Annotated in this window: 21 protein-coding genes; 15 read left to right on the top strand and 6 right to left on the bottom strand. The window is 70.2% G+C overall.

The annotated features are described in order from the left end of the window. The first annotated feature begins 34 nt into the window (after positions 1 to 34). Together F7Q99_RS07960 and clpX are read left to right on the top strand one after the other, a co-directional pair. Complete coding sequence (locus tag F7Q99_RS07960) at positions 35 to 697, top strand: ATP-dependent Clp protease proteolytic subunit (RefSeq protein ID WP_153460658.1); 663 nt, start codon at positions 35 to 37, stop codon at positions 695 to 697. Positions 698 to 981: 284 nt separating this feature from the next. Beyond that, complete coding sequence (clpX, locus tag F7Q99_RS07955; RefSeq protein ID WP_326846408.1) at positions 982 to 2,271, top strand: ATP-dependent Clp protease ATP-binding subunit ClpX; 1,290 nt, start codon at positions 982 to 984, stop codon at positions 2,269 to 2,271. Positions 2,272 to 2,369: 98 nt separating this feature from the next. On the opposite strand, the gene F7Q99_RS07950 is transcribed toward clpX, so the two are convergent. Continuing rightward, the gene (locus F7Q99_RS07950; RefSeq protein WP_153460656.1) at positions 2,370 to 3,146 is read right to left on the bottom strand and encodes a hypothetical protein; all 777 of its coding nucleotides are present in this window, start codon (positions 3,144 to 3,146) and stop codon (positions 2,370 to 2,372) included. Between the two features lie 73 nt (positions 3,147 to 3,219). Beyond that, on the bottom strand, positions 3,220 to 4,035 hold the full coding sequence (locus F7Q99_RS43070; protein WP_153460655.1) for a hypothetical protein: 816 nt from the start codon (positions 4,033 to 4,035) through the stop codon (positions 3,220 to 3,222). Positions 4,036 to 4,224: 189 nt separating this feature from the next. Here F7Q99_RS43070 and F7Q99_RS07940 point away from each other — a divergent pair, with 189 nt between their 5' ends. The 4 genes from F7Q99_RS07940 (at position 4,225) to F7Q99_RS07925 (ending at position 9,472) form a co-directional block, all read left to right on the top strand. Continuing rightward, positions 4,225 to 6,861 (top strand): valine--tRNA ligase, encoded by a 2,637-nt coding sequence (locus tag F7Q99_RS07940; protein ID WP_326846407.1) that lies wholly within the window; start codon positions 4,225 to 4,227, stop codon positions 6,859 to 6,861. Between the two features lie 290 nt (positions 6,862 to 7,151). Then, on the top strand, positions 7,152 to 7,679 hold the full coding sequence (locus F7Q99_RS07935) for a hypothetical protein (protein ID WP_153460654.1): 528 nt from the start codon (positions 7,152 to 7,154) through the stop codon (positions 7,677 to 7,679). A 46-nt stretch (positions 7,680 to 7,725) separates the two neighbouring features. Then, the gene (gene folC, locus F7Q99_RS07930) at positions 7,726 to 9,117 is read left to right on the top strand and encodes a bifunctional tetrahydrofolate synthase/dihydrofolate synthase (RefSeq protein ID WP_326846406.1); all 1,392 of its coding nucleotides are present in this window, start codon (positions 7,726 to 7,728) and stop codon (positions 9,115 to 9,117) included. Between the two features lies 1 nt (position 9,118). Then, complete coding sequence (locus F7Q99_RS07925; RefSeq protein WP_153460653.1) at positions 9,119 to 9,472, top strand: DUF4233 domain-containing protein; 354 nt, start codon at positions 9,119 to 9,121, stop codon at positions 9,470 to 9,472. 173 nt (positions 9,473 to 9,645) lie between these two features. On the opposite strand, the gene F7Q99_RS07920 is transcribed toward F7Q99_RS07925, so the two are convergent. Further along, entirely contained in the window at positions 9,646 to 10,869 is a 1,224-nt protein-coding gene (locus F7Q99_RS07920) for an IS4 family transposase (RefSeq protein ID WP_326846405.1), read from the bottom strand. Between the two features lie 137 nt (positions 10,870 to 11,006). Here F7Q99_RS07920 and ndk point away from each other — a divergent pair, with 137 nt between their 5' ends. The 6 genes from ndk to rodA all read left to right on the top strand — a co-directional run bounded on the left by ndk (position 11,007) and on the right by rodA (position 17,960). After that, the gene (gene ndk / locus F7Q99_RS07915) at positions 11,007 to 11,420 is read left to right on the top strand and encodes a nucleoside-diphosphate kinase (RefSeq protein WP_326846404.1); all 414 of its coding nucleotides are present in this window, start codon (positions 11,007 to 11,009) and stop codon (positions 11,418 to 11,420) included. Positions 11,421 to 11,738: 318 nt separating this feature from the next. Beyond that, a complete protein-coding gene (locus F7Q99_RS07910) occupies positions 11,739 to 12,764 on the top strand; it encodes a rod shape-determining protein (RefSeq protein ID WP_153465935.1) in 1,026 nt (341 codons plus the stop codon). Positions 12,765 to 12,863: 99 nt separating this feature from the next. After that, positions 12,864 to 13,799 carry a rod shape-determining protein MreC gene (mreC, locus tag F7Q99_RS07905; RefSeq protein ID WP_326846403.1) on the top strand — a complete coding sequence of 312 codons (936 nt, stop codon included), beginning with the start codon at positions 12,864 to 12,866 and terminating at the stop codon, positions 13,797 to 13,799. A 3-nt stretch (positions 13,800 to 13,802) separates the two neighbouring features. Further along, entirely contained in the window at positions 13,803 to 14,444 is a 642-nt protein-coding gene (gene mreD, locus F7Q99_RS07900) for a rod shape-determining protein MreD (protein WP_153460651.1), read from the top strand. 46 nt (positions 14,445 to 14,490) lie between these two features. Beyond that, positions 14,491 to 16,764: a penicillin-binding protein 2 gene (gene mrdA, locus F7Q99_RS07895; RefSeq protein ID WP_326846402.1), complete on the top strand. Its 2,274-nt coding sequence runs from the start codon at positions 14,491 to 14,493 to the stop codon at positions 16,762 to 16,764. Further along, the gene (gene rodA, locus F7Q99_RS07890) at positions 16,761 to 17,960 is read left to right on the top strand and encodes a rod shape-determining protein RodA (protein WP_153460650.1); all 1,200 of its coding nucleotides are present in this window, start codon (positions 16,761 to 16,763) and stop codon (positions 17,958 to 17,960) included. The genes mrdA and rodA overlap by 4 nt, the downstream gene beginning before the upstream one ends. Before the next feature lie 105 nt (positions 17,961 to 18,065). Here the strand turns inward: rodA and F7Q99_RS07885 are convergent, their stop codons facing one another. After that, positions 18,066 to 19,358 carry a M14 family zinc carboxypeptidase gene (locus tag F7Q99_RS07885; protein WP_153460649.1) on the bottom strand — a complete coding sequence of 431 codons (1,293 nt, stop codon included), beginning with the start codon at positions 19,356 to 19,358 and terminating at the stop codon, positions 18,066 to 18,068. 362 nt (positions 19,359 to 19,720) lie between these two features. Between F7Q99_RS07885 and F7Q99_RS07880 the strand changes: the two genes are divergently transcribed. After that, the gene (locus tag F7Q99_RS07880) at positions 19,721 to 21,664 is read left to right on the top strand and encodes a TIGR03960 family B12-binding radical SAM protein (RefSeq protein WP_153460648.1); all 1,944 of its coding nucleotides are present in this window, start codon (positions 19,721 to 19,723) and stop codon (positions 21,662 to 21,664) included. An 865-nt stretch (positions 21,665 to 22,529) separates the two neighbouring features. Then, the gene (locus tag F7Q99_RS07875) at positions 22,530 to 23,285 is read left to right on the top strand and encodes a hypothetical protein (RefSeq protein ID WP_153460647.1); all 756 of its coding nucleotides are present in this window, start codon (positions 22,530 to 22,532) and stop codon (positions 23,283 to 23,285) included. Between the two features lie 127 nt (positions 23,286 to 23,412). Here the strand turns inward: F7Q99_RS07875 and F7Q99_RS07870 are convergent, their stop codons facing one another. After that, positions 23,413 to 24,156 carry a creatininase family protein gene (locus F7Q99_RS07870; RefSeq protein WP_153460646.1) on the bottom strand — a complete coding sequence of 248 codons (744 nt, stop codon included), beginning with the start codon at positions 24,154 to 24,156 and terminating at the stop codon, positions 23,413 to 23,415. A 17-nt stretch (positions 24,157 to 24,173) separates the two neighbouring features. Next, entirely contained in the window at positions 24,174 to 25,454 is a 1,281-nt protein-coding gene (locus tag F7Q99_RS07865; protein WP_153460645.1) for a tetratricopeptide repeat protein, read from the bottom strand. Positions 25,455 to 25,702: 248 nt separating this feature from the next. Between F7Q99_RS07865 and F7Q99_RS07860 the strand changes: the two genes are divergently transcribed. Beyond that, on the top strand, positions 25,703 to 26,092 hold the full coding sequence (locus tag F7Q99_RS07860) for an ATP-binding protein (RefSeq protein WP_153460644.1): 390 nt from the start codon (positions 25,703 to 25,705) through the stop codon (positions 26,090 to 26,092). Positions 26,093 to 26,129: the final 37 nt, after the last annotated feature.

The raw sequence follows: 26,129 nt of genomic DNA, 5'->3' as shown, positions 1-26,129 counted from the left end.
CCACAGCCCAACGCCCCGGAGGACCAGAACACCCATGAACATCCCCAGCCTGTCGGCCGCCAAGGCACGCGTCGAGGACATGCGTGCCGAGGGCCGCTACATCGTCCCGCGCTTCGTCGAGCGCACCACCCAGGGCATCCGCGAGTACGACCCGTACGCCAAGCTGTTCGAGGAGCGCATCATCTTCCTCGGCTCGCAGGTGGACGACGTCTCGGCGAACGACATCATGGCGCAGCTGCTGTGCCTGGAGTCGATGGACCCGGACCGCGAGATCCAGATGTACATCAACTCGCCCGGCGGCTCGTTCACGGCCCTGACGGCCATCTACGACACCATGCAGTACGTGAAGCCGGACATCACCACCGTCTGCATGGGTCAGGCGGCCTCCGCGGCGGCCGTGCTGCTCGCCGCCGGCACCCCCGGCAAGCGGATGGCGCTGCCGAACGCCCGTATCCTGATCCACCAGCCGTACACCGAGACCGGCCGCGGTCAGGTGTCGGACCTGGAGATCCAGGCCAAGGAGATCTTCCGGATGCGCGAGCAGCTGGAGGAGATGCTCTCCAAGCACTCCAACAAGTCGGTGGAGCAGGTGCGCGAGGACATCGAGCGCGACAAGATCCTGACCGCCGAGGAGGCCGTCGAGTACGGCCTGGTCGACCAGATCATCTCCACCCGCAAGACCTCGCTGACCTCCTGAGGCCGGCACCCGTTCCTCCTGCCCGCCGTCGGGTGGGGAGGGGCGCTCAGGGGCGGGGTGCGCACGCCGTTGCGCGCCCCGCCCCGGTCCATCGGCGGCCTCCGCAAACGGCATCTGTTCGGTATCAATTCGCCCAGGGCGTAGGGCAGACCCGGCGAAGAGGACGGAATCGGGGGCCCGGCAGAGTACCGTCGGATAGCGAGACCGATCGCCGTCGGCGTTGACGGTCCACAGCACCAGGCCCCGGAACCCCTGCGGGGCCCCTGGCGAAGGGGAAGCACCTCGTGGCACGCATCGGAGACGGTGGCGACCTGCTCAAGTGCTCGTTCTGCGGCAAGTCGCAGAAGCAGGTGAAGAAGCTGATCGCCGGCCCAGGCGTGTACATCTGCGACGAGTGCATCGACCTGTGCAACGAGATCATCGAGGAGGAACTCGCCGAGACCTCCGAGGTGCGCTTCGAGGAACTGCCGAAGCCGCGCGAGATCTACGAGTTCCTGGACCAGTACGTGGTCGGCCAGGACCTCGCCAAGAAGGCGCTGTCGGTGGCCGTCTACAACCACTACAAGCGCGTTCAGGCCGGCGAGGCGGGCCGTGGCGGCGGCAACGGCCGCGAGGACGCCATCGAGCTGGCGAAGTCCAACATCCTGCTGCTGGGCCCCACCGGCTCCGGCAAGACCCTGCTGGCGCAGACCCTGGCCCGGATGCTCAACGTGCCGTTCGCGATCGCGGACGCCACCGCGCTGACCGAGGCCGGGTACGTCGGCGAGGACGTCGAGAACATCCTGCTCAAGCTGATCCAGGCGGCCGACTACGACGTCAAGAAGGCCGAGACCGGGATCATCTACATCGACGAGATCGACAAGGTCGCGCGCAAGAGCGAGAACCCGTCGATCACCCGGGACGTCTCCGGCGAGGGCGTGCAGCAGGCGCTGCTGAAGATCCTGGAGGGCACCACCGCCTCGGTGCCGCCGCAGGGCGGGCGCAAGCACCCGCACCAGGAGTTCATCCAGATCGACACCACCAACGTGCTGTTCATCGTCGGCGGCGCGTTCGCCGGCCTGGAGCGGATCATCGAGGGCCGCGCGGGTGCCAAGGGCATCGGCTTCGGCGCCAACATCCGTTCCAAGCGGGAGTCGGACGCCAGCGACCACTTCCGTCAGGTGATGCCCGAGGACCTGGTGAAGTTCGGCATGATCCCGGAGTTCATCGGCCGTCTGCCGGTGATCACCAGCGTGCACAACCTGGACCGCGAGGCGCTGCTGCAGATCCTGACCGAGCCGAAGAACGCGCTGGTCAAGCAGTACCGCAAGCTCTTCGAACTGGACGGCGTCGAGCTGGAGTTCTCGCGGGACGCGCTGGAGGCGATCGCCGACCAGGCGATCCTGCGCGGCACCGGCGCGCGGGGTCTGCGGGCCATCATGGAGGAGGTGCTGATGTCCGTGATGTACGAGGTCCCCTCGCGCCAGGACGTCGCCCGCGTGGTGGTCACCGGGGACGTGGTCTCCAAGCACGCGATCCCGACCCTCGTCCCGCGCGACATGATCAAGCGCGAGCGGCGCGAGAAGAGCGCCTGACCCGCGGCAGACATGCGAGAGGGGCTCCGCACCGACCGGTGCGGGGCCCCTCTCGTGCTGTTCGCCTGCTACAAGGACACCTCGGCGGGCGCCTCGGCCTACTTGGGCACCTCGGCCACCGCGCGCAGGTCGCGGGCGTCGGCGGCGAGCTTGTCCAGGTCCACCGGGGTGTCGCCGTCGGGCGCCTTCAGCACCATGACGACGGAGCTGTTGTCGGCCCAGGCGCAGACGCCCATCTTGGTGTCGTCGTCGTTGGCCGTGGCGCACTCCATGGTGCCGCCCTTGGGGCCGGCGTCCACCGCGTGCCGGTCGCTGAGCTTCGGGCCGCTGGAGGAGAAGCCGTTGAACATCTGGTCCAGCTCCTGCTTCGGCAGCAGGACCTTGCCGTAGACGCCCACCGAGACCAGTTGCGGCTCCGACTGCGCGTCCTGGTAGACCGCGGCCACGCCGGTGGGCTTCCAGTTGCCGTCGCCCTTGCCGATCGACGAGGTGAGCTCGTCCTCTATCTTCTTGGTGATCCCGGGGTCGTCGTTGCGCTTCAGGTCCTTGAACGTGGGCGGCATGACGATCTTCTGGGTGCCCGCGTTGCTGGTCAGGTCGAAGACGAAGTACGCGAGCGCGCCACCGCCGAGGGCCAGCACGCCGAAGACGACGCCGAGCACGATCCACAGCGTCTTGCGCGACTTGCGCGGCGGCGGCACCGGGGCGTACATGCCGTACCCGGGGTAGCCGGCCTGGTCGGGCGCGGGGTAGCCGGGGGGCTGGCCGGCCGCGGCGTAGCCGGGAGGCGGCGTCTGCGGCGGGACGGGCGCCGGGCCGTACGCCGGCGGGCCGGCGGGCGGCGGCGGTGCGCCGTAGGGGCTCTGCTCGGACACGAGAACCCTTTCTGGGGGAGGGAGAGGCACCGCCCCGGGAGCCCGGGGCGGTGGTGTCGACGGGCGGCCGAGGCTACTTGGCGACCTTCATCGCGTCCCGGATCGCCCGGGTCTTGTCGGCGGCCTGGGCCGGGGTGATCGAGGCCGGGGCGGCGCCGGTCAGGCTGGGGTGCGTGAACGAGACGCGGCCGGTGGTGGACTTGTCCGCCCAGACGCACACCGTGGTCTGGCTCTTGCCGGCGAGCAGGCTGAAGACGCCGCACTCCAGCTTCCCGGAGGAGGCGTGGCTGTCCTGAGCCGGGAACTCGGTCATCGGGGTCGACCAGGTGACGCCGCTGCCGTCCTTCTTCGAGTCCTCGATGATCTGGCCGGGGTCGTTGAGCTCCCCGTAGATGCCGATCACCGAGATGCCGTCGAGCGCGTCGCCGCCCTTGGCGTAGCTGGCCACCAGCACGTTCAGGTCCTTGCCGAGCTTGGCGGCCTCGGGCTTGCTGGTGTCGGCCGGCTTCTCCTCGGACGTCTTCTTGGTGTAGCCGTCCGGCAGCGACTGCGGGGCCGTCAGCTTGTACTTGCCGCCCGCGTCGCTCCCCCCGCCGACGAACTTCCAGGCCGCGAAGCCGCCGCCGCCCAGCACCAGGGCGCCGACCAGCAGGCCGACCACCAGGCCGCCGTTGCCCTTCTTCGGCGGCGCCGGGTAGCCCGGCTGGCCGTACGGTGCCTGCGGCGGCACGCCGTAGGGCTGCTGCGGGGCGCCGTAGGGCTGCCCCTGAGGCGGGTAGCCGTACTGGGGCTGCGGCGCGCCGTACTGCGGCTGCGGTGCGCCGTACTGGGGCGGTCCCCCGTATGGCTGCGGCTGTCCCTGCGGATACTGCTGTCCCTGGCCGTACATCTGTCTGTGCTCCCCCGCCGCACCCGCGGCCTGTCTCGGTGTCGAGTTGTTCCGTTTCCGCCCGGAAATTCGGACGATTGCCCGGGCACGGTACCGCACGCCGCCCGCGCCGGACCCGGTCGGGCGCGCGGTGTCCGCGGACCGAAAGCGGTTCGTAACCCAGGCCCGCGGTTACGTAAACTGTGCGTCGTGACCGACACGACGAACCAGCGCCCCGTGAGCACCACCGGGGACGAAGCAGCCACCCTCCCGACGACCTACACCCCCGCGGACGTAGAGGGCGAGCTGTACGAGCGCTGGGTAGAGCGTGGCTACTTCACCGCGGACGCCAAGAGCGACAAGCCCCCGTTCACCATCGTCATCCCCCCGCCGAACGTCACCGGCAGCCTGCACCTGGGCCACGCCTTCGAGCACACGCTGATCGACGCGCTGGTCCGCCGCAAGCGGATGCAGGGCTACGAGGCGCTGTGGCAGCCCGGCATGGACCACGCCGGCATCGCCACCCAGAACGTGGTCGAGCGCGAGCTCGCCAAGGAGGGCAAGTCCCGCCACGACCTGGGCCGCGAGGCCTTTGTCGAGCGCGTCTGGAAGTGGAAGGCGGAGTCCGGCGGCCAGATCTCCGGCCAGATGCGCCGCCTCGGCGACGGCGTCGACTGGTCCCGCGAGCGCTTCACCATGGACGAGGGCCTGTCCCAGGCCGTCCAGACCATCTTCAAGAAGCTCTACGACGACGAGCTGATCTACCGCGCCGAGCGCATCATCAACTGGTGCCCGCGCTGCCTGACCGCCATCTCGGACATCGAGGTGGAGTACCAGGATGACGACGGCGAGCTGGTCTCGATCCGCTACGGCGAGGGCGACGAGTCGATCGTCGTGGCCACCACCCGGGCCGAGACGATGCTGGGCGACACCGCGGTCGCCGTCCACCCGGAGGACGAGCGCTACAAGCACCTGGTCGGCACCGAGATCGTGCTGCCGCTCACCGGCCGCCGCATCCCGGTCGTCGCCGACGCGCACGTCGACCCGGACTTCGGCACCGGCGCCGTCAAGGTGACGCCCGCGCACGACCCGAACGACTTCGAGATCGGCCAGCGGCACAACCTGCCGGCCATCGCCGTCATGGACGAGCACGCGGTCATCACCGCGCACGGTCCGTTCCTCGGCCTGGACCGCCTGGAGGCCCGCTCGGCGATCGTCGCCGCGCTGCGCGCCGAGGGCCGGATCGTCGCCGAGAAGCGCCCGTACGTCCACTCGGTCGGCCACTGCTCGCGCTGCAAGACCACCATCGAGCCGCGGCTGTCCATGCAGTGGTGGGTCAAGGTCGGCCCGCTCGCGAAGGCCGCCGGCGACGCGGTCCGCGACGGCCGGGTGAAGATCCACCCGCAGGAGATGGAGAAGCGCTACTTCGACTGGGTCGACAACCTGCACGACTGGTGCATCTCGCGCCAGCTGTGGTGGGGCCACCGCATCCCGGTCTGGTACGGCCCGAACGGCGAGGTCGTCTGCGTCGGACCGGACGAGCAGCCGCCCACCGGCGAGGGCTGGCACCAGGACACCGACGTCCTGGACACCTGGTTCTCCTCCGGCCTGTGGCCGTTCTCCACGCTCGGCTGGCCGGAGCGGACCGAGAGCCTGGCGAAGTTCTACCCGAACTCCGTCCTGGTCACCGGCTACGACATCCTGTTCTTCTGGGTCGCCCGGATGATGATGTTCGGCCTCTACGCGATGGACGGCACCCCGCCGTTCCACACCATCGCGCTGCACGGCATGGTCCGTGACCAGAACGGCAAGAAGATGTCGAAGTCCTTCGGCAACGTGGTCAACCCGCTGGACTGGATGGACAAGTACGGCTCCGACGCGCTGCGCTTCACCCTGGCGCGCGGTGCCAACCCGGGCGTCGACGTGCCGATCGGCGAGGACTGGGTCCAGGCGGCCCGCAACTTCGCCAACAAGATCTGGAACGCCACCCGCTTCGCGCTGATGAACGGCGCCACCGTCGAGGGCCCGCTGCCCGCGCCGGAGGAGCTGACCGCGTCCGACCGCTGGATCCTGTCGCGCCTGAACAGCACCGTCGCCGAGGTGGACGGGCTGTACGAGGACTACCAGTTCTCCAAGCTCTCCGAGGCGCTGTACCACTTCGCCTGGGACGAGGTCTTCGACTGGTACGTCGAGCTCTCCAAGACCACCCTGGCCAAGGGCGGCCCGCAGGCCGACGCCGCGCGCCGGGTGCTCGGCGAGGTCCTGGACGTCACGCTGCGGCTGCTGCACCCGATCGTGCCCTTCGTCACCGAGACGCTGTGGACCACGCTCACCGGTGCCGAGTCGGTCGTCATCGCCGACTGGCCCGAGGACAGCGGGTACCGCGACGCCGAGGCCGAGGCGGAGATCGCCACGCTGCAGCGGGTGGTCACCGAGGTGCGCCGGTTCCGCACAGACCAGGGCCTGAAGCCGGGCCAGAAGGTCCCGGCCCGGCTCGACCTGGCCGCCACCGTGCTCGTCCCGCACGAGGACGCGATCCGCTCGCTGACGCGCCTGACCGCGCCCGAGGAGGGCTTCGCGGCCACCGCCTCGCTCCCGGTCGCCGGTGCCACCGTGGCGCTGGACCTCTCCGGCACCATCGACGTCGCCGCCGAGCGCAAGCGCCTGGCCAAGGACCTCGCGGCCGCCGAGAAGGAGAAGGCCCAGACCACCGCCAAGCTCGGCAACGAGGCGTTCCTCGCCAAGGCGCCGGACGACGTGGTCGCCAAGATCCGCGCCCGCCAGGAGGCCGCCGAGGCCGACATCGCCCGGATCACCGCCCAGCTCGCGGCGCTGCCGCAGGGCTGAGCGCCTTTCCGAGCCCGATGGGTGGCTCACCGAGCCCATGAGGGGCCGCATTCCGCGACGAGCGGGATGCGGCCCCTCGGCCTTTTACCACTAATAGCCCAGCGCCATTGCTCCCTTCCGGGGAATATTCATCCTGGACCGGGTGAGGTCCTATTCCGGTCGAATTCATTCCGGTCTTGCCCGCGCGGGTTCGCGGAAGTTTCCGGGTCGGATGTGTACGGTGTGCCTGAGTTTTTGCGGAGCGTTCCTGCCGGGCGTTTCCGTTGAGCCGACCTACGGGAGGGCATGGCGTGGTGGTGACCGAGGAGTTGGCCGACGAACTTCCCGCCGCGGCGGTCGAGGAGGCCAAGACCAGGGCGGCGACGCTGCTGCTCGCGTTCCGGCACGGGAACCAGCTCGCGTTCGACCACGAGCTGGATCTGCTGTGCGCGGAGCACGCCGAGCGCGAGGTGACCACCCTGCTCGCCTGGATCGCCGCGGAGGCGGTCCGCAAGGCGTACGCCCCCGCGGTCGGCGACAAGGTGCTGCGCGCCATGGCCCGGCGGGCTCCGGCCGACACCGGCGCGGTCGAGGTGGACGAGGAGACCATGGACGCCGCCCGGCTGATCGAGGCGGTGGCCGCGGGCGGGGTGGCCGAGGTCCGCGGCCTGGTCGCCTCGACCGCCGACACCACCTTCCTGCTGGGCGGCCTGCTGCAGGGCGTCGCGATGATGCTCCCGCTCCTGCCCGACGGTGAACTCGCCGAGATCACAGCCGAGTTGCGCCGCCGGCACCCCCGCGCCGCGACGCCCGTCCCGGAGGCCCGGGCAGGGGTCTGAACCCGGCCACGCCCGGGCTCCCGCCGAGCCTCCGTAGACTGTGGTCGTGAGCGACAAGGCCGACCCGAACCCGTACACCCTCCGGCCCGCCGACGGCGGCACCGGCGACGCGCTGCGCGACGCCGAGCTGGAACTCGCCAAGCGCTGGCCGGAGAACAAGCTGGAGCCCTCGCTCGACCGGATCGAGGCGCTGATGGACATCCTGGGCCAGCCCCAGCGGTCCTACCCGTCCATCCACATCACCGGCACCAACGGCAAGACCTCCACCGCCCGGATGATCGAGCAGCTGCTCAACACCTTCGAGCTGCGCACCGGCCGCTACACCAGCCCGCACGTGGAGACCGTCACCGAGCGGATCAGCCTGGACGGCGCCCCGATCACCCCCGAGCGCTTCGTCGAGGTCTACCGCGACATCGCGCCCTACGTGGAGATGGTCGACGCCCAGCAGCCGGTGCCGATGTCATTCTTCGAGGTGCTGACCGGCATGGCCTACGCCGCCTTCGCCGACGCCCCCGTCGACGTCGCCGTGGTCGAGGTCGGCATGGGCGGCTCCTGGGACGCCACCAACGTCATCGACGCCGCCGTCGCCGTGATCACCCCGATCGGGCTGGACCACACCGACAAGCTCGGCGAGACCACCGGCGACATCGCCGTCGAGAAGTCCGGCATCATCAAGCCCGGTGCCGTCGCCGTCGTCGCCCAGCAGCAGCTGGACGCCGCCCAGACCATCCTGCGGCGCGCCGTCGAGGTGGACGCCACCGTCGCCCGCGAGGGCATGGAGTTCGGCGTGATCCGCCGCGAAGTCGCCGTCGGCGGCCAGATGGTGACGCTGCGCGGGCTCGGCGGCGAGGAGTACGAGGACGTCTTCATCCCGCTGCACGGCGAGCACCAGGCCCACAACGCGGCCCTCGCGCTGGCCGCGGTCGAGGCGTTCTTCGGGGTCGGCGGCGCCCGTGGCGGACAGCTCGACGTGGACAAGATCCGCCAGGCCTTCTCCGGCGTCTCCTCGCCGGGCCGCCTGGAGGTCGTCCGCCGCAGCCCGACGATCATCCTCGACGCCGCGCACAACCCGCACGGCGCCCAGGCCACCGTCGCCGCGCTCGGCGAGGCCTTCGGCTTCACCCGCCTCGTCGGTGTCATCGGCACCTCCGGCGACAAGGACGTGGCCGGCCTGCTGGAGGCCTTCGAGCCGGTCCTGGCCGAGGTCGTCATCACCCAGAACTCCACCCACCGCGCGATGGACGTCGACGCCCTCGCGGCGCTGGCCGTCGAGATCTTCGGCGAGGACCGCGTCCAGGTCGAGCCCCGGCTCGACGAGGCCATCGCCGCCGCCGTCACCCTGGCCGAGGAGGAGGGCGACCTCGGTGGCGCCGGGGTGCTGATCACCGGTTCGGTCATCACGGTGGGCGAGGCCCGCCTGCTGCTCGGGAGGAAGTGACATGAGGACGCTCTGTTCCTCGACGCTGATCGGCGAGGCCCTCCTGGCCATGTTCGCCGGGCTGGTCGCGATGCGGCTCTCCGACGTCTCCACGGCCACGATCTGGATCGTCACCGGGATCGCCATGGCACTCTGCGTCGCACTGTGCGGGATGATCGACCGCCCGGGCGCGGTGGCCATCGGCTGGGCGCTGCAGATCGGCCTGATCGCGAGCGGCTTCGTCCTGCCGACCATGTTCGCCCTCGGCGCGGTCTTCGCCGGCCTCTGGTGGTGCTCCGTCCACTACGGCCGCAAGGTGGACGAGTTCAAGGCCGCCCGCGCTGCGGCCGAGGTCGCCGCCGCTGCGCAGGCCTAGACCCAATGGCAGTGACTTAAGTTGTGTCCCGCTGGGTGATCGTGACGGTGGCCGGTTGGGGCGGTGGCCAGTTGCGGTGTTGGGCGCGTTTGAGGGGCCAGTTGGACATCTTGCGTTTGATGACGTGGGGGCAGGTCCGGTGGCGGCGTTCGGGCAGCAGGCGTTCGGCGATCTCAGCCAGGGTGCGGGTGAGTGCCCTGGCGAGTCTGCCGGGGGGAAAGTCCCGCCTGGGCGGGTACCTGGCGGCGTACAACCCGCAGGCTGCGGGTGAAGGACAGCCGGTCGGGGTCGATGCCCTGGTGCAGGGCGGCCTGGTGCATCAGCTGTCGGATCGCGTAGTGGACGAGCAGGAGGCCGTAGACCTCCTGCTCGACTCCCCACGGGTACTTGGAGCGCAGGACGAGCCTGGGGCCGCGCTGGTGGGTCTTGATCTCGTCCAGGGTGGTCTCGATCTCCCAGCGCTGGACGTAGAGTGCCGCGAGTTCGGCGGCTGGTGCCTCCTTCGGGTCCAGGAGGGTGGTGACCAGGCGGTAGACGGTTGCCTCGCCAGTGCGGGCCAGGGTGTACTCCACGACCCGCACCGTCACCGGGTTGCGGCGCGTCCCGCGGTCCCGCTCGGCGTGGATCGTGCTGAGGTAGGAGCCGTCGTCGAGCACCCGCGTCACCGGCAGCGCCGCGTTCTTCTTGACCCGCCACAGCAGGTCCGCGCCGGTGGCCCGCGCCTGCTGCCACAGCTCGAACCCGTAGAAGCCGCGATCGGCCAGCAGCAGCATCCCCGCCCGCAGGTGAGCGAACAACTGCCGGGACAGGGTCTGCTCGCTGACCGACAGCGGCCCCAACGCGGCGCCGAACACGGTGTGGGTGCCGCACTCCGCCAGCCCGACCAGCCTGGCCTGCGGGAACGCGCCGCTCCCGCGCCCTGATCCCGGCCGGCCGAAGAACTCGTCGTTGGCCTCGGTGTCCGCCAGGTCCAGCGTGGTCCCGTCCACCGCGACCAGCTGCCAGCGCCGGTACCAGGCACCCGCCGTCCCGGGCACCACCACCGGACGGCATACCCGCGCGAACAGCAGCCGCAAGGGCTCCGGGCCCAGCCGCCGGCGGGCCCGCCCGATCGCGGCGGTCGTGGGCACCCGCCACGACCGCCGCCCGTCCCCGAGCCCCTCACCCAGCAGCCGGGCGACCTCTTCATAGCCCTGCCCGAAGAACAGGCACATCGCCAGGACGAAGTACACGACCACCCGCGCCGGCAGCAGACGGCTGCGTTTCTCGCCCCGCCCGGTCTCGGCGATCACCTCATCGACCAGACCCGGCGGAAACGCCTGGGTCAGCACCCCGATCGCGATCCGGTCCGACAACCGCTCACCCGCAGGCGACTTGACCTGCCCCACCCTCGCCACACCACAACCAACGAGGCACGGACCACAAAGTCACTGGCATTGGGCCTAGACCAGCGGGCCGGGGGGTCGCTCACGCAAGGTAACCTCTGCGGGTAGTCGCATACCGCATGCCGAACCGAATCCCCAGGAGACGCACCGTGTCCCAGCGCACTCTCGTCCTGCTCAAGCCCGACGCCGTCCGCCGTGGCCTGGCCGGCGAGATCATCAGCCGCATCGAGCGCAAGGCCGGCTGGCGGCTGACCGCCGTCGAGCTGCGCACCTTCGACCGGGCGACGCTGGAGCAGCACTACGCGGAGCACGTCGGCCGCCCGTTCTACGAGCCGCTGCTGGAGTTCATGACCTCCGGCCCGTCGATCGCGATGATCGTCGAGGGCGAGGAGGTCGTCCGCGGCATCCGCATGCTGGCCGGTGCCACCAACCCGCTGGAGGCCGGGGCCGGCACCATCCGCGGTGACTACGCGACGATCACCCGCGAGAACCTGATCCACGCCTCCGACTCCCCGGAGTCCGCCGAGCGCGAGATCAAGATCTTCTTCCCCGCGCACGCCTGAGTCCGGCCCGGCGACACGCCGGGAGGACCCAGGACTGCCCCGGCCGGACCGTTGGCCCGGCCGGGGCACTCTTATCGTGAAATAGGGAACTGGGGGCGCCGACACGGCGTCCCAATGCTCGGAGAAGCGATCACGCTCCGGACAATGGACGGTATGCCCCGCGTCGATGTCCGTTCCGAGTGGCGTGACTACGATGGACGCGACTCAAGGGCCCGGTAAGGCAGCTCAGCTGGTCTCCGCCCAAGCGTGGGCGCGCGCATACGTCCACTCCCATGAACTCCGAGCCCGGGAAGGCACCTACACCCCATGGCGAGCAACCTGTCGTTCATCGGCCGAGACCTGGCGATCGACCTCGGAACTGCCAACACGCTGGTGTACGTCAGGGGCAAGGGAATCGTCCTCAACGAGCCGTCCGTCGTCGCCGTGAACACCAACACCGGCGGCATCCTCGCGGTCGGCGCCGAGGCGAAGAAGATGATCGGCCGCACGCCCGGCAACATCGTCGCCATCCGCCCGCTCAAGGACGGCGTGATCGCCGACTTCGAGATCACCGAGCGGATGCTCCGCTACTTCATCCTCAAGATCCACCGCCGCCGCTGGATGGCCCGCCCCCGCGTCGTCGTCTGCGTGCCCTCCGGCATCACCGGGGTCGAGCGCCGCGCCGTCATCGAGGCCTCCTCGCAGGCCGGCGCCCGTCAGGTGCACATCATCGAGGAGCCGATGGCCGCCGCGATCGGCGCCGGGCTGCCCGTCCACGAGGCCACCGGCAACATGGTCGTCGACATCGGCGGCGGCACCACCGAGGTCGCGGTCATCTCCCTCGGCGGCATCGTCACCGCCCAGTCCATCCGGGTCGCCGGCGACGAACTCGACAACGCGATCGTCCAGCACATCAAGAAGGAGTACTCACTGCTCCTCGGCGAGCGCAGCGCCGAGCAGATCAAGATGAGCATCGGCAGCGCCTTCGGCCCGGAGGGCGAGAAGGACGAGCACGCCGAGATCCGCGGCCGCGACCTCGTCAGCGGCCTGCCCAAGACCGTCGTCATCTCCGCCGCCGAGGTCCGCGAGGCCATCGACGAGCCGGTGAACTCGATCATCGACGCGGTCAAGACCACCCTCGACCAGTGCCCGCCCGAGCTGGCCGGCGACGTCATGGACCGGGGCATCGTGCTCACCGGCGGCGGCGCCCTGCTGCGCGGCCTCGACGAGCGGCTGCGCCGCGAGACCGGCATGCCGATCCACATCGCGGAGAACCCGCTCGACTCCGTCGCGCTCGGCTCCGGCAAGTGCGTCGAGGAGTTCGAGGCGCTCCAGCAGGTGCTCGACGCGCAGCCGCGCCGCTAGCACCGCGACCGACATCCGACCGTCAACTGAACGGGCCGCCGCCGCCCGGGCCCCACGGCCCCGGCGGCCGGCCAGGTACGAAGGGGCAGTACCAGCACCGTGAGGGACACACGAGAGAGCCGGCTGCTGCTCATCCTGCTGGTGGCCGTCGCCTTCGCGCTCATCACCGTGGACATCAAGGGCGGTGAGAGCTCCCCGCTCGTCGGTGCCCGGCACGCCGCCGCCGGCGTCCTCGGCCCGGTCGAGCGCGGTGCCGCCAGCGTGGTCGACCCGGTCGCCAACACCGTCCGGGCCTTCCGCGACGCCGCCACCCACAGCGGCCGCACCGACCAGCTCGCCCGCGAGAACACCGAACTGCGGCAGAAGCTCGCCTCCTCCGACATGGCCGCCGGGCGCACCAAACAGCTCGACGACCTGCTGCGCACCGCCGGCGCCGGCGGATACACCGTCAAGGCCGCCCAGGTCATCGCGATCGGCCCGGCCCAGGGTTTCTCCTGGACCATCACCATCGACGCCGGCAGCGACGACGGCCTCACCCGGGACATGACGGTGATCAACGGTCAGGGCCTGGTCGGCCGGATCACCACCGTCGCCCGCACCACCGCCACCGTGCTGCTCGCCTCCGACCCCGGCTTCACCGCGGGCGCCCGCCTGGAGGGCACCGGCGAGATCGGCTTCGCCTCCGGCGGCGGCGACAGCCCGATGAAGGTCTCCCTGCTCAACGGCAAGGCGCAGGTCAAGGCCGGCGACCGGCTGGTCACCTTCGGCTCGCAGAGCGGCCGTCCGTTCGTGCCCGGAGTCCCGGTCGGCAAGGTCATGGAGGTCCAGGCCAACGCGGGACAGTTGACCAAGACCGTGCTGGTCGAGCCGTTCGTCCAGTTCACCCGGCTGGACCTGGTCGGCGTCGTGGTCGTGCCGCCGCGCGCCGACCCGCGCGACGGCGTGCTGCCGCCCGCGCCCGCCCAGGGCCAGGCCACCCCCGCCGCACCGGCCGCCCCCGCCGTCCCGCCCGCCAAGCCCACTGGGGGGAACTGAGCCATGCGCCTCGCCCGCATCCCCGTCTCCGCCGTCCTGATCCTGCTCGGCCTGATCCTCCAGGTCAGCGTCTTCGGCCGGCTCCAACTCCCGGGCGCCACACCGGACATACTGCTGCTCGTCGTGGTCGGCCTCGCCATGGTCTACGGGCCCGGCGGCGGCTGCGTGGTGGGCTTCGCGGCCGGACTGCTGGCCGACCTCGCGCCGCCGTCCGACCACGCGATCGGCCGCTACGCGCTGGTGCTCTGCCTGATGGGCTACGCCGCCGGGCTGCTGCGCCCGGAGCACGGCCGCCAGCGGTCGGTCTTCAGCGCGCTGCTGGTGGTCGCGGCCGCCGCCGTCGCCTCCACCCTGCTGTACGCGATGGTCGGCGCGCTGGTCGGCGACACCGCCGCCCGGCACGTCGGGCTCGTCGGCCTGGTGATCAGCGCCCTGCTGTACGACCTGCTGCTCGCGCCGTTCGTGGTGCCACTGGTGATGCTGCTCGGCCGCCGCTTCGGGCGCGACCCGGTGGCCGCCGCCAGCGGCGACGACGAGGGCGGCCCCGGCCTGGGCACGCTGGCCCGCTACCGCACCACCCGTGAGATCTCGGCGGGCCCGTCCTACAAGAAGCGGCGCATGCCCGGCTTCGCCCGGCGCCCGTAACCCCGCCCCCGACCTCCCGACCTCCCGACTCTGGAGCGCACGAGACGTGAGCAACATCCCCGAGACCGGCCGTACCCGGCGGGTGACGATCCGTCTGGTGGTGCTGCAGATCCTGGTGCTGTCGCTGCTCGCCACCCTCGGCGGGCGGCTGTGGTACCTGCAGATCCGCAACGCCAGCGTCTACACCGCCAAGGCGACCGGCAACCACATCCGCGAGGTGGTCGACCCGGCCGTCCGCGGCGAGATCCTGGACGCCTCCGGCCGGATCCTGGCCGGCAACGAGACCCGCCTGGTGGTCTCGGTCAGCCGCACCTCGCTGCTCCAGCAGAAGGACGGCGGCAAGGCGGTGCTGGGCCGGCTCGCCGAGGTGCTGGGCATGCCGGCCAAGGACGTGCAGGAGAAGGTCCGGCTCTGCGACGCCAAGACCCCGCAGCCCTGCTGGAACGGCTCGCCCTACCAGCCGATCCCGGTCACCAAGGAGGCGACCACCCAGCAGGCGATGCAGATGATGGAGCGCCGCGAGGACTTCCCCGGGGTCACCGCGCAGCCCACCGCCGTACGCCGCTACACCGGCGCCGAGGGCGCCAACATGGCCCAGGTGCTCGGCTACCTCTCGCCGGTCACCGACGAGGAGGTCAGCAAGACCGCCGACAAGACCGGCCTGGACCGCTACCTGCCGGCCGACCAGATCGGCCGGGCCGGCCTGGAGTCGGTGTACGACCGCGACCTGCGCGGCACCGCCGGCATCACCAAGCTGGAGGTGGACAACCTCGGCCGGGTGATCGGCACCGCCGGCACGGTCGCCCCGCAGACCGGCAACAACCTGGTCACCAGCATCGACGCGCGGGTGCAGAAGGTGGTCGAGGACAACCTGGCGCAGGCCATGACCGACGCCCGGAACACCTTCGACAAGGTCACCAACCGCAACTACGAGGCCGACTCCGGCGCCGCCGTCGTGATGGACGTGCACACCGGGCGGATCGTCGCGATGGCCAGCGCGCCGACCTACGACCCCAACCTCTGGGTGGGCGGCATCACGGGCAAGGACTACCAGTCGCTGACCAGCAAGGAGTCCAACTTCCCGCTGCTGAACCGGGCCATACAGGGCCAGTCCGCCCCCGGCTCGACCTTCAAGGTCGTCTCCACCACCGCCGCGGTGCAGGCCGGCTACTCGCTGGACGGGACGTACCCGTGCCCGAAGAGCCTGACCATCGGCGGCCGTGAGTTCAAGAACTTCGAGAGCGAGAACTTCGGCTCCATCTCCCTGGAGAAGGCGCTGGAGGTCTCCTGCGACACCGTCTTCTACGGCCTGGCGTACGACCAGTGGATGAAGGACGGCGGCATCAAGCCGAAGAAGGACCCGGGCGACTGGTTCTTCAAGACCGCCCACCAGTTCGGCCTCGGCGCCAAGACCGGCATCGACCTGCCGGCCGAGGTCACCGGCCGGGTGCCGGACCGGCAGTGGAAGCAGTCCTTCTACGACAACAACAAGGACGCCTGGTGCAAGCAGGCGGAGAAGGGCGGCAACAGCTTCTCCGACCAGATCGCCCGGGAGAACTGCGTCGACGGCTACCAGATGCGCGCCGGTGACGCCGTCAACTTCGCGATCGGCCAGGGCGACACCCTCGTCACCCCGGTCCAGATGGCCCGGATCTACTCGGCGCTGGCCAACGGCGGCACCTTCTACCGGCCGACCATCGCCAAGGCGGTGATAAGCCCGAGCGGGGAGCTCGTCCGCGAGATCGCCCCGCACGAGGACGCCAAGTTCCCCGGCGACCAGAAGCTGCTCAGCTACATCGACCAGGCCACCGCGGGCGTCATCACCAGCGGTACCGCCGCGTGGAAGTTCGCCGGGGCCGGCTGGCCGCAGAACAAGATCGAGCTGCACGCCAAGACCGGCACCGCCGAGGTCGAGGGCAAGCAGACCACCTCGTGGCTGACCACGTACAGCAAGGACTACGCGGTCGTCATGACGATAAGCCAGGGCGGCACCGGCTCCGGCGGTTCGGGCGACGCCGTCCGCCGCATCTACCAGGCGCTGTACGGCGTGGACGACAAGGGCAACGTCGACAACGGCAAGGCGCTGCTGCCCGCGCCGCAGACCGAGCTGCCGAAGTTCAACCCGGACGGCACCGCGATCATCAAGCCGGCCGGCTACACCGTCGCGGCCCCGTCCGGGCTCGCCGACCCGGGCGTGACCGGCGGCTCCCCGCGGGTCTTCCTCGACCCGGCGGCGCCGACCGCCCCGCAGACCCCGCTCACCGCGGCCGACGCCGCGCTCGAACCGACGCGCGGCGCGGGAAGGGGTGGACGGGCATGAGCACGTACGGCTCCTACCGGCAGCTGCGGCTCGGGCCGCAGCGCACCGGGGTCTCCAAGGCCCTCGCCAAGAACTCCCCGCTGTGGCGGCTGGACTGGATACTGCTGCTGGCCGCGCTGACCCTGTCGCTGGGCAGCTCGCTGCTGGTCTGGTCGGCCACCCGCGGGCGGGACTCGCTGACCCACGGGGACCCGCAGTACTTCCTGTACCGGCACCTGACCAACGTGGTGGTGGGGCTGGTGCTGTGCGCGGTGGTGATAGCGATAGGGAGCAGGCGCTTCCGCACCCTCGTGCCGTTCGTCTACATCGCCGTCATCGCGCTGGTGCTGGCCACGCTCAGCCCGCTGGGCTCGACCATCAACGGCGCGCACTCGTGGATCCAGCTGGGCGGCGGCTTCTCGATCCAGCCGGCCGAGTTCGCGAAGCTGGCGATCGTGCTGTCGATGGCGGTCGTGCTGTCGGACCAGGTGGACGCGGGGGAGCGCGAGTTCCCCTCGCACCGGGCGGTCTTCCGCGGCCTGGTCTGGGCCTGCCTGCCGATGGGCCTGGTGCTGCTGATGCCCGACGCCGGCTCGACCATGGTGATGTCCGCGATCGTGCTGGGCATCCTGCTCGGCTCGGGCGCGGCCAACCGCTGGGTCCTCGGCCTGCTGGTGACGGGCACCGCGGGATCCGTCGCGATCTGGAAGCTCGGGCTGCTGAGCAAGTACCAGGTCGACCGCTTCGCGGCCTTCGCCAACCCGCAGCTCGACCCGTCCGGTGTCGGCTACAACACCGCGCAGGCGCGCATCGCGATCGGCTCGGGTGGGCTGACCGGCAAGGGTCTGTTCCACGGGACGCAGACCATAGGGCAGTTCGTGCCGGAGCAGCAGACCGACTTCGTGTTCACGGTGGCCGGCGAGGAGCTGGGCTTCGTCGGGGCGCTGGCGATAATCCTGCTGGTCGGCGTGGTGCTGTGGCGGGCCTGCCGGATCGCCCGGCAGGCGACCGACCTGTACGGGACGATCGTGGCGGCCGGGATCATCGCGTGGATCTCGTTCCAGGCGTTCGAGAACATAGGGATGTGCCTGGGCATCATGCCGGTGGCGGGCATCCCGCTGCCGTTCGTCTCGTACGGCGGGTCGTCGATGTTCTCGGTGTGGGTCGCGGTCGGGCTGCTCCAGGCGGTGCGGAGTCAGCGGCCGATAGCGGTCTGAGCCCGTCAGCGGTCCCCAGCGGTCCGTGCGGTGCTTCCGGCGAGGGCCGGTCCGGGTCGTCCATCCTGTCGGACGGCCCCGGGCCGGCCCTCGGCGTGCCGGGGGTCAGAGCAGGCACTCGGCGGCGGCGAGCACCGCGCGGGTCTGGTGGGCCACCTGCTCCTCGACCGGCACCCAGCGGGCGCCGAACCGGTGGCGCAGCAGGTCCAGGCTCTCCGCGACGACGGCCCGGGCGCGTTCCCGGGCGGCGTCCGCGCCCGGGCCGCGGGCGTCCGCCAGCAGCCGCAGCAACATCGACGCCACCCGCAGCGGGAGGCGGGCGGCGACCAGCTTGGCGGTGGTCACCCGGGAGACCGTGAGCGGCTCCGAGCACCACTGGTCCAGCCACTCGTCCGCGACCGGCGGGCCCACCCGCAGATTGAACTCGGCGGTGCGCACCAGCGCGCCGTGCACGGCGCGGGCGTGTGCCGGGACGCGGTCGAGCAGCGCGGTCAGCTCCTCGGCGCGGTCCTTGAGCGTGCGGGCGGCGGTGCCGACGGCCCGCGCCACGGCCGGGTGCGGGCGGGCGTCGCCGACCGCGTCGACGGCCCACATCGGGACCTCCAGGACGGCCGTCACCGCGCCGTGGCGGGTGGCGTACGACCAGGTGGAGAGCTCCGGCTCGTCCGGCAGGGCCTGCGAGGCGCCGGTGCTGCCGGGGCCGGGCATCAGATAGGTGCCCGGGGCGGGGCTGGCCCAGCCGATCGCGTCGAAGGAGTCGATGTCGAGCGGGAGGCCGGCGCGGTCGGCGGCGCGGGCGAAGCGCTCGGGCAGGCCCGGGACGGGGCGGGTGAGCTGGACGAAGGCGCCGCCGAAGTCCACGCCGTGCAGCGAGCACTGGAGGAACGGGCGCAGTTCGTCGATCAGGCCGGTCAGGGCCAGGCTCTCCGGCATCGGACGTCGGCCGGAGCCGGGCGCGGGCAGCAGCTCGGGCTGCTCCTCGAATGAGGGGCGGAAGAAGTGCTCGTAGTGGCGACGCATGGTGAGCGGGCCGTCCAGCCAGCCCGCGTTGAGCGCGGCGCCGTCCGGGTCCAGGCAGAGCAGCAGGTGCCAGGAGAGGCCGGGCCGGGCGGGGCGGGCCAGCAGCAGCTGGGCCAGCCGCACGGTGGCGGCGACGCCCACCGGCTCGTTGGGGTGCGGGCCGCCGACGGCCAGTACGGCGTGCGGGCCGCGGTCGACGGAGAGCAGCAGCAGGGGCCGCCCGGCCCGGGAGCGGCCCACTTCGCGCAGGCGGCAGCGGTCCGGGTGGTCCAGGGCCAGCCGCCGGGCCACGGCCTCGGCGCGGGCCACCGTCGGGTAGCGGGCCGCGGCTCCGGCGAGGGGCCGGGACGGACGGACCCGCCGGCCGGTGTCGGTCATGCTTCTCCTCGCGCCCGGGCGCGCGGGCGCCGGGGCGCGGACGGTGCGCCGCCGGACGCGGCCTGCGGGCCGAAGGGCGTTGTCGGTCGCCGGTGGGGAGTCGGCGAGGGCCGAGCGTACGGCCCAACTCCCCTCTCCGGAAGGGGTGCAGGGATCTCTGGCGGAGCCCTGTCAGTAGCGCACGGGCCGTCCGGGGGTGTCAACGGTGGATGGCGCGGGGCGGTGGAGCGCACCGACCGGAGCGGGGCGGGTGAGCCCGGCGGTCGCTTTCCCGGATTGGGCTACCCTTGAGGGTCACCCCTCCCAGCCGTCGCCTGACGATGCGCGCGGCACCGAACCAACGTCGTAAGGGTTCCTAGTACATGACTGTCGAATCGGTCTTCCCACGCCTGGAGGCCCTCCTCCCGCACGTCCAGAAGCCGATCCAGTACGTCGGCGGCGAGCTCAACTCGACCGTCAAGGACTGGGACGCCTGCGACGTCCGCTGGGCGCTGATGTACCCCGACGCCTACGAGGTCGGCCTGCCCAACCAGGGCGTCATGATCCTCTACGAGGTGCTCAACGAGCGCGAGGGCGTGCTGGCCGAGCGCACCTACAGCGTCTGGCCGGACCTCGAGGCGCTGATGCGCGAGCACGGCGTCCCGCAGTTCACCGTGGACGCCCACCGGCCGGTCAAGGCCTTCGACGTGTTCGGCCTCTCGTTCTCCACCGAGCTCGGCTACACCAACATGCTGACCGCGCTCGACCTGGCCGGCATCCCGCTGGAGGCCAAGGACCGCACCGACGAGGACCCGATCGTCCTCGCGGGCGGCCACGCGGCCTTCAACCCGGAGCCGATCGCGGACTTCCTGGACTGCGCGGTGGTCGGCGACGGCGAGCAGGCCGTCCTCGACATCACGGAGATCATCCGCGCCTGGAAGGCCGAGGGCCGGCCGGGCGGGCGCGACGAACTGCTGCTGCGCCTGGCCCGCACCGGCGGGGTCTACGTGCCGAAGTTCTACGACGTGGAGTACCTGGCCGACGGCCGGATCGGCCGCGTCGTGCCGAACGCCCCGGGCGTGCCGTGGCGGGTGTCCAAGCACACCGTGATGGACCTCGACGAGTGGCCGTACCCGAAGCAGCCGCTCGTCCCGCTCGCCGAGACGGTCCACGAGCGGATGTCCGTCGAGATCTTCCGCGGCTGCACCCGCGGCTGCCGCTTCTGCCAGGCCGGCATGATCACGCGCCCCGTGCGGGAGCGAAGCATCACCGGCATCGGCGAGATGGTCGAGCGCGGGCTGAAGGCGACCGGCTTCGAGGAGGTCGGCCTGCTGTCGCTGTCCAGCGCCGACCACACCGAGATCGGCGACGTCGCCAAGGGCCTGGCCGACCGCTACGCCGCCGACAAGATCGGCCTGTCGCTGCCGTCCACCCGCGTCGACGCCTTCAACATCGACCTCGCCAACGAGCTGTCCCGCAACGGCCGCCGCTCGGGCCTCACCTTCGCCCCCGAGGGCGGCAGCGAGCGCATGCGCAAGGTGATCAACAAGATGGTGTCGGAGGAGGACCTGATCCGCACCGTCGCCACCGCGTACGGCAACGGCTGGCGCCAGGTGAAGCTGTACTTCATGTGCGGCCTGCCGACCGAGACCGACGAGGACGTGCTCCAGATCGGCGAGATGGCGAAGAACGTCATCCAGAAGGGCCGCGAGGTCACCGGCCAGAACGACATCCGCTGCACCGTCTCCATCGGCGGGTTCGTGCCCAAGCCGCACACCCCGTTCCAGTGGGCCCCGCAGCTGTCCGCCGAGGCCACCGACGCCCGCCTGGCCAAGCTGCGCGACTCGATCCGCGGCGACCGCAAGTACGGCAAGAACATCGGCTACCGCTACCACGACGGCAAGCCGGGCATCGTCGAGGGTCTGCTCTCGCGCGGCGACCGCCGGGTCGGCGGCATCATCCGCGCCGTCTACGAGGACGGCGGCCGGTTCGACGGCTGGCGCGAGTACTTCTCGTACGACCGCTGGATGGCCTGCGCCGACAAGGCCCTGGCCGGCACCGGCGTCGACGTCGACTGGTACACCACCCGCGAGCGCACCTACGAGGAGGTGCTGCCCTGGGACCACCTGGACAGCGGCCTCGACAAGGACTGGCTGTGGGAGGACTGGCAGGACGCCCTGGAGGAGGTCGAGGTCGACGACTGCCGCTGGACCCCGTGCTTCGACTGCGGCGTCTGCCCGCAGATGCAGACGGCTATACAAATCGGCCCGACGGGCAAGAAGATGCTGCCGCTGACGGTCGTCAACGCCGCTGACCAGCAGAAGTAGCCGACGACGTGGGTGACACGGTGAGCGAGCTGTGTGACTTACTTCACAGCCTTTCGGAGGGTGAGCGGGAGCTCGTCCTGGGCGCGCTCGGCATGACGCGCGCCCCGGGCGGGCCCGCCCCCGCCCTCGGGGAGGCCCGGCAAGGCGGCCAGAGGACCCCTCTGCCCGCCGCCCGGAGTGCCCCGGGCATCGAGTCCTCGATCGAGTGGGTCTGACCCCTTGAGGCGACGCGCAGAGCCCTCCCCGATTCTGCTGGGGAGGGCTCTGCGCGTCGCATCACCCAGCCCGGTGGGCTGGCCGATCGCGCGGGGAAGAGGCGCGGAGGTGTGCGCCAGATGGCGTCCTGCGGGGTGGTGGAGCAGGGATCTTTGAGTAACCCTACAGACGGTCAAGCTGTGGGCCTTCAACCTGCTGGCGAGTGAGGCAGCGCAATGCACGCCCAGGCGATGGCGTTCGACACCGCGCACGGGCCCCCACGCCAGCGTAGGGCTTCGACCGCATGAGTAAAAGTGCCCGGTGTCGTCAGTACGCTATTGGGCGTACAGGCGTCGTGTGAGGCTTTGAAACGCCATGAGGGTTGGCGATCTTTGTATTTATGGCTCACGATCGAGGTAAACCATGGGACAGGTGGAACCGGCTGCGGAAGATCCGGAGAGTCGAGGGTGGCGCATGGGAGCTTCGAGAAGCTATCCGTAGTCGAATTGTAGAGATCGATTCTCTACTCGAGGCTTTCGCCTTGAACTCGTCGCCACTCCCGAAGGATGGAGCGGACGCCACATTCTCCAGCGCTCGCAAGGAGCTAGAGGCTGCGGATAAAGTACTAGACCATACCTGTCCGTGGTATAGGCGCCCAGTCCACCTTGCTGTGGCGCAGACGCACGTCGACATGGCGCACGGCTTGCTTCTGCGCCTCCTGCCGGACGGTCTCTTCAAGGCGCAGATTCCGGGATTGCTGGATATCGTGAAAACGTATCTGGGCTCCGAGGATCCTCGCCGGAAGGCGGCGGAGGGGGCTTCGGAACAGCTGGTCGCGGCGGAAGTCATTCGCCTGCAGGATCGAGAAACGGTCATTGACGCGGTCCGTGGAGCCCGTCTAGTGCTCCAGTACGAGGGTGCGCGGGCCAGGAATTTCATCCGCATCCTTTACTGGGTCACTGCGGTTCTCTTTACTATCGCAGTGGTGCTTGCGGTGTTTGGCGCATATTCGCCACTCCTGGTGCCATTGTGTTTTGGTGATGTGCCCTATTGCCCTACGGGTAACGAGCCGGCGAGCTGGGATTATACCGTCATCGAACTTGTAGGAATAATGGCAGCCGCGATTGCGGCTGCTGTATCACTTCGCCGACTCAAAGGCCCGACTATTGCCTATGGAATTCCAGTTGCCCTTGCCGTTCTCAAGCTTCCCACTGGCGCGCTGACAGCACTCGCTGGGCTCATGCTCATGCGGGGTGAGTTTGTTCCGGGCTTGACGAGTCTGAGCTCGTCCGCCCAGATCATCGCGTATGGAATCGTCTTCGGATATGCACAGGAGGCTGGCACCCGCCTGATCGATAAGCAAGGCCAGGAGGTTGTCAAGGCTCTTGGTGTTTCGGCGAACAGCCCTTCGAGCTCGACGCTTTGATGACGGTGCTGCCCCGGCCGGGGGATCTGCTCCCTCCACAGAACGCGGCACCGGCGTTGGCTGGCCTTTTTGCCTGCGGAACCTCACGGATCTCCTCGGTTCAAGCAAACATCGCAAGCAGAAACGGTCACCCTTCCTCTGTTTGAGGAGACGGAACTTTCTCGTTCGTGAGAATGGACAGGTGTGCGGCGGCAGAGCGGGACAGGCTCTCAAGAAGCAGCTTGCCCTTGGTGGCAGTGCCGAGCGACGGTGTGCCGATGATGCCGTTGGTGGTGTAGCCGGACATGCCCAAGGTCAGGAGGTGGGGGCGCTCGGGGACGGAGTGATCGTCCTGCTCGATGCCTTCGCGGACGAGGTGCGGGGCGCCGTGGAGGAGCAGGGAGACCTCTAGCTCGCCGCCGTGCATGTCCTCGGCGCTGCTGCTCTCCAGGCCGGCCGCTTCGCGGGCCCGGTGCCAGTCCTCGCGGACCGGGAAGAGGGCAACGTATGGGCCGCCGGTGTTGGCCTCCTGGACGACGTTCGAGAGGACGTAGTTGCCGCCGTGGCCGTTCACGATGAGCAGGCCGGGGATGCCGGACGCCTGGAGGGACTTCCAGATGTCGTTGATCACGGCGTAGAGGGTGGCGGCGCTGATGCTGACGGTGCCGGGCATGTGGGCGTGCTCGTGTGAGCAGGACATCGTGATGGGCGGCAGGAGGAACAGGTCGTAGTCGGTGGCGATCCGCTGGGCGATCTGGCTGGCGACGACGGTGTCGGTGGTCAGTGGCAGGTGATCGCCGTGCTGCTCGAAGCTGCCGACCGGCAGTACGGCGATCTTGGCGCTGCGTCGGCGTTCGTCGGCGGAGGTGGCGGCCGTGATCAGTGCGTCCATGGGCCCAGCCTCTCTCATCAGATCATCAGCGGTCGAGAGGGTTCCTTGCTGCTCATCAGGGTCAAGCGGCCGGTGAAGGTGGCTACTTCGGGTACGGCGCTCCACCGCTGGAGGGCCTTGCCGGCTGCGGACAGTTCGGACATGGCTCTTGCGGACTCGGTGTCGATGGCGATCGACAGGGCCCGGTCGGCTGCGGCGGCGGCCTGCTCCGGCTCGCCGGAGATGGCGTACGCGCGCGCCAGTCGTGAGAGGTACACGCCCTGGTCGTTGCGGTAGATCGGTGGCAGGACCCGAAGCTCGGCCTCGAACATGCCCACGGCGGTGTGCGGATCGCCAAGCTCGATCAGGCAGTTCGCGCGCTGCATCTCGATGTAGGTCGGTGTGCAGTAGGCCAGGTCGAGCGCATCATCCGCGTGTGAGTCGTCCGGCGTGTCCGCACGCTCGTGGGCCTCGTCGAACTTGGTCTGGGCGAAGCGCTGGTTTCCCATGAGTGCGTGGCCCTGGGCCTCCTGCTGCGCGGCCAGAGCGCGGATGCGCGGCGTGGCGCCAGCCGACCGTTGGGCGGCACGGGCGAGGCTGACAGCTTGCTGTGCGTTGCGACGGGCGGTGGCCTGGTTGCTCTTGCGGAAGAGCACATAGGCCGCCATGACGTCATCGCCCGTCTCCTGCGCCCACTCCATGGCGCGGTCCGACCAGTAGAGCGCCTGGTCGAAGTCCCCGAGATCCTGGTTCAGCCAGCCGAGGAATTCAGCGGTGCGGGCGCCGATGGTGAGGAGTTCGTCCCGGGCGTGGCCTCCGGCGTTCTGCTGGAGGCGGTCGAGTAACTGGACGTGCCGAGTCACCGAGTCGAGGGCGTGACGGGAGCCGAGCAGGTTCGCGGCCTTGTAGTGGCCGGGCATGACGCTGCGCAGGTGGCAGACGAAGAACTCGGGGTCGATCGGTGCGCTCAGGCTCTGCCCGCTGGCGGTCCCTTCTGGTGCTTGGTGCCGGGGCCGCGGCGACGGCGCTTCCTGCTCCCATTCGCGAGAGGCCAGGCCGAGCATGTGTCCGGGGATGTGAAGGCCGTCGGCGATACGCTCGATGAGACCGATCTTCTCGATCCTGGGCTTGCCGGCCATGACCTCACCGACTCGGCTCGGCGTCATGTCGCAGGCACGGGCGATGAGCGAGGGGTAGATCCCGGCCAGCTTGAGCAGCCGGAACACGGCGGCGAAGTCTCGTCTTCGGCACGCGGCGATCATCTCAGGGTTGGAGAGCAGGCCCGGCGGGAGCCGGTCTGGAATACGCGCCTCGGTCACCACTGCCCCCGCTGTTGATCAGCAGTTGCTGCAAGGAAGTTGATTACCAGTGAGTTTACCCACATTGGGTAATCAGCCTGGGTGCGAAGTCCGTATTCCCTCTCGGCAACCTGGTGTCAAGGGCCGGAACGTCCATGTTCGGGCCGCCATTGGGCATCGGGAGGGTGGTGCACGTGATCAGCTCGGGAGAACCCCGGGACGGCGCCGAGTCGCACAGGCCGGCCGGCGGGATACCTGTCTTCGGGGCGATGCTCACCCGCCATCGCAGGTCGGCCGGGGCGGCCAGGAAGCACCTGCGCGACTTCCTCGACGGCATCCCGGACGGCGGGGCACTGGCCGACGTCGGCGAACTGGTGCTGTCGGAGTTGGTGACCAACGCGGTGCAGCACGCCCGGGTTTCCCCTGGGCGAGAGATCGCCGTGCAGTTCGAGATCGTGTGCAGCCGCCTTCGGATCGAGGTGCACGACGCGAGCAGCGAGAAGCCGGTGATCCGGCGTTCGACCGGTGCGGACGACCTGTCGGGTCGGGGGTTGTGCCTGGTGGAGGCCTTGTCGGTGGAGTGGGGCTGTGCGCCTCGGCCGGAAGGTATCGGGAAGATCGTTTGGGCCTTGGTGGGCCCGGAAGGCGGTGCGCGATGAGGCTCGGGCGGGCGTCCGGGGCGGCGGCGACGAGGTG

It is taken from the genome of Streptomyces kaniharaensis (genome assembly GCF_009569385.1).
GTDB lineage: Bacteria > Actinomycetota > Actinomycetes > Streptomycetales > Streptomycetaceae > Kitasatospora > Kitasatospora kaniharaensis.
Note: the sequence above shows the minus strand (reverse complement) of the source record. Positions and strands in the feature narration are given on the sequence as shown.

What these genes read in the sequence shown, in the direction of transcription:
- F7Q99_RS07960 (WP_153460658.1), top strand. Translation starts at nt 35, where the DNA reads ATGAACATCCCCAGCCTGTCGGCCGCCAAGGCACGCGTCGAGGACATG.
- F7Q99_RS43070 (WP_153460655.1), bottom strand. Translation starts at nt 4,035, where the DNA reads ATGTACGGCCAGGGACAGCAGTATCCGCAGGGACAGCCGCAGCCATAC.
- F7Q99_RS07925 (WP_153460653.1), top strand. Translation starts at nt 9,119, where the DNA reads ATGAGGACGCTCTGTTCCTCGACGCTGATCGGCGAGGCCCTCCTGGCC.
- mreD (WP_153460651.1), top strand. Translation starts at nt 13,803, where the DNA reads ATGCGCCTCGCCCGCATCCCCGTCTCCGCCGTCCTGATCCTGCTCGGC.
- rodA (WP_153460650.1), top strand. Translation starts at nt 16,761, where the DNA reads ATGAGCACGTACGGCTCCTACCGGCAGCTGCGGCTCGGGCCGCAGCGC.
- F7Q99_RS07885 (WP_153460649.1), bottom strand. Translation starts at nt 19,358, where the DNA reads ATGACCGACACCGGCCGGCGGGTCCGTCCGTCCCGGCCCCTCGCCGGA.
- F7Q99_RS07880 (WP_153460648.1), top strand. Translation starts at nt 19,721, where the DNA reads ATGACTGTCGAATCGGTCTTCCCACGCCTGGAGGCCCTCCTCCCGCAC.
- F7Q99_RS07870 (WP_153460646.1), bottom strand. Translation starts at nt 24,156, where the DNA reads ATGGACGCACTGATCACGGCCGCCACCTCCGCCGACGAACGCCGACGC.
- F7Q99_RS07860 (WP_153460644.1), top strand. Translation starts at nt 25,703, where the DNA reads ATGCTCACCCGCCATCGCAGGTCGGCCGGGGCGGCCAGGAAGCACCTG.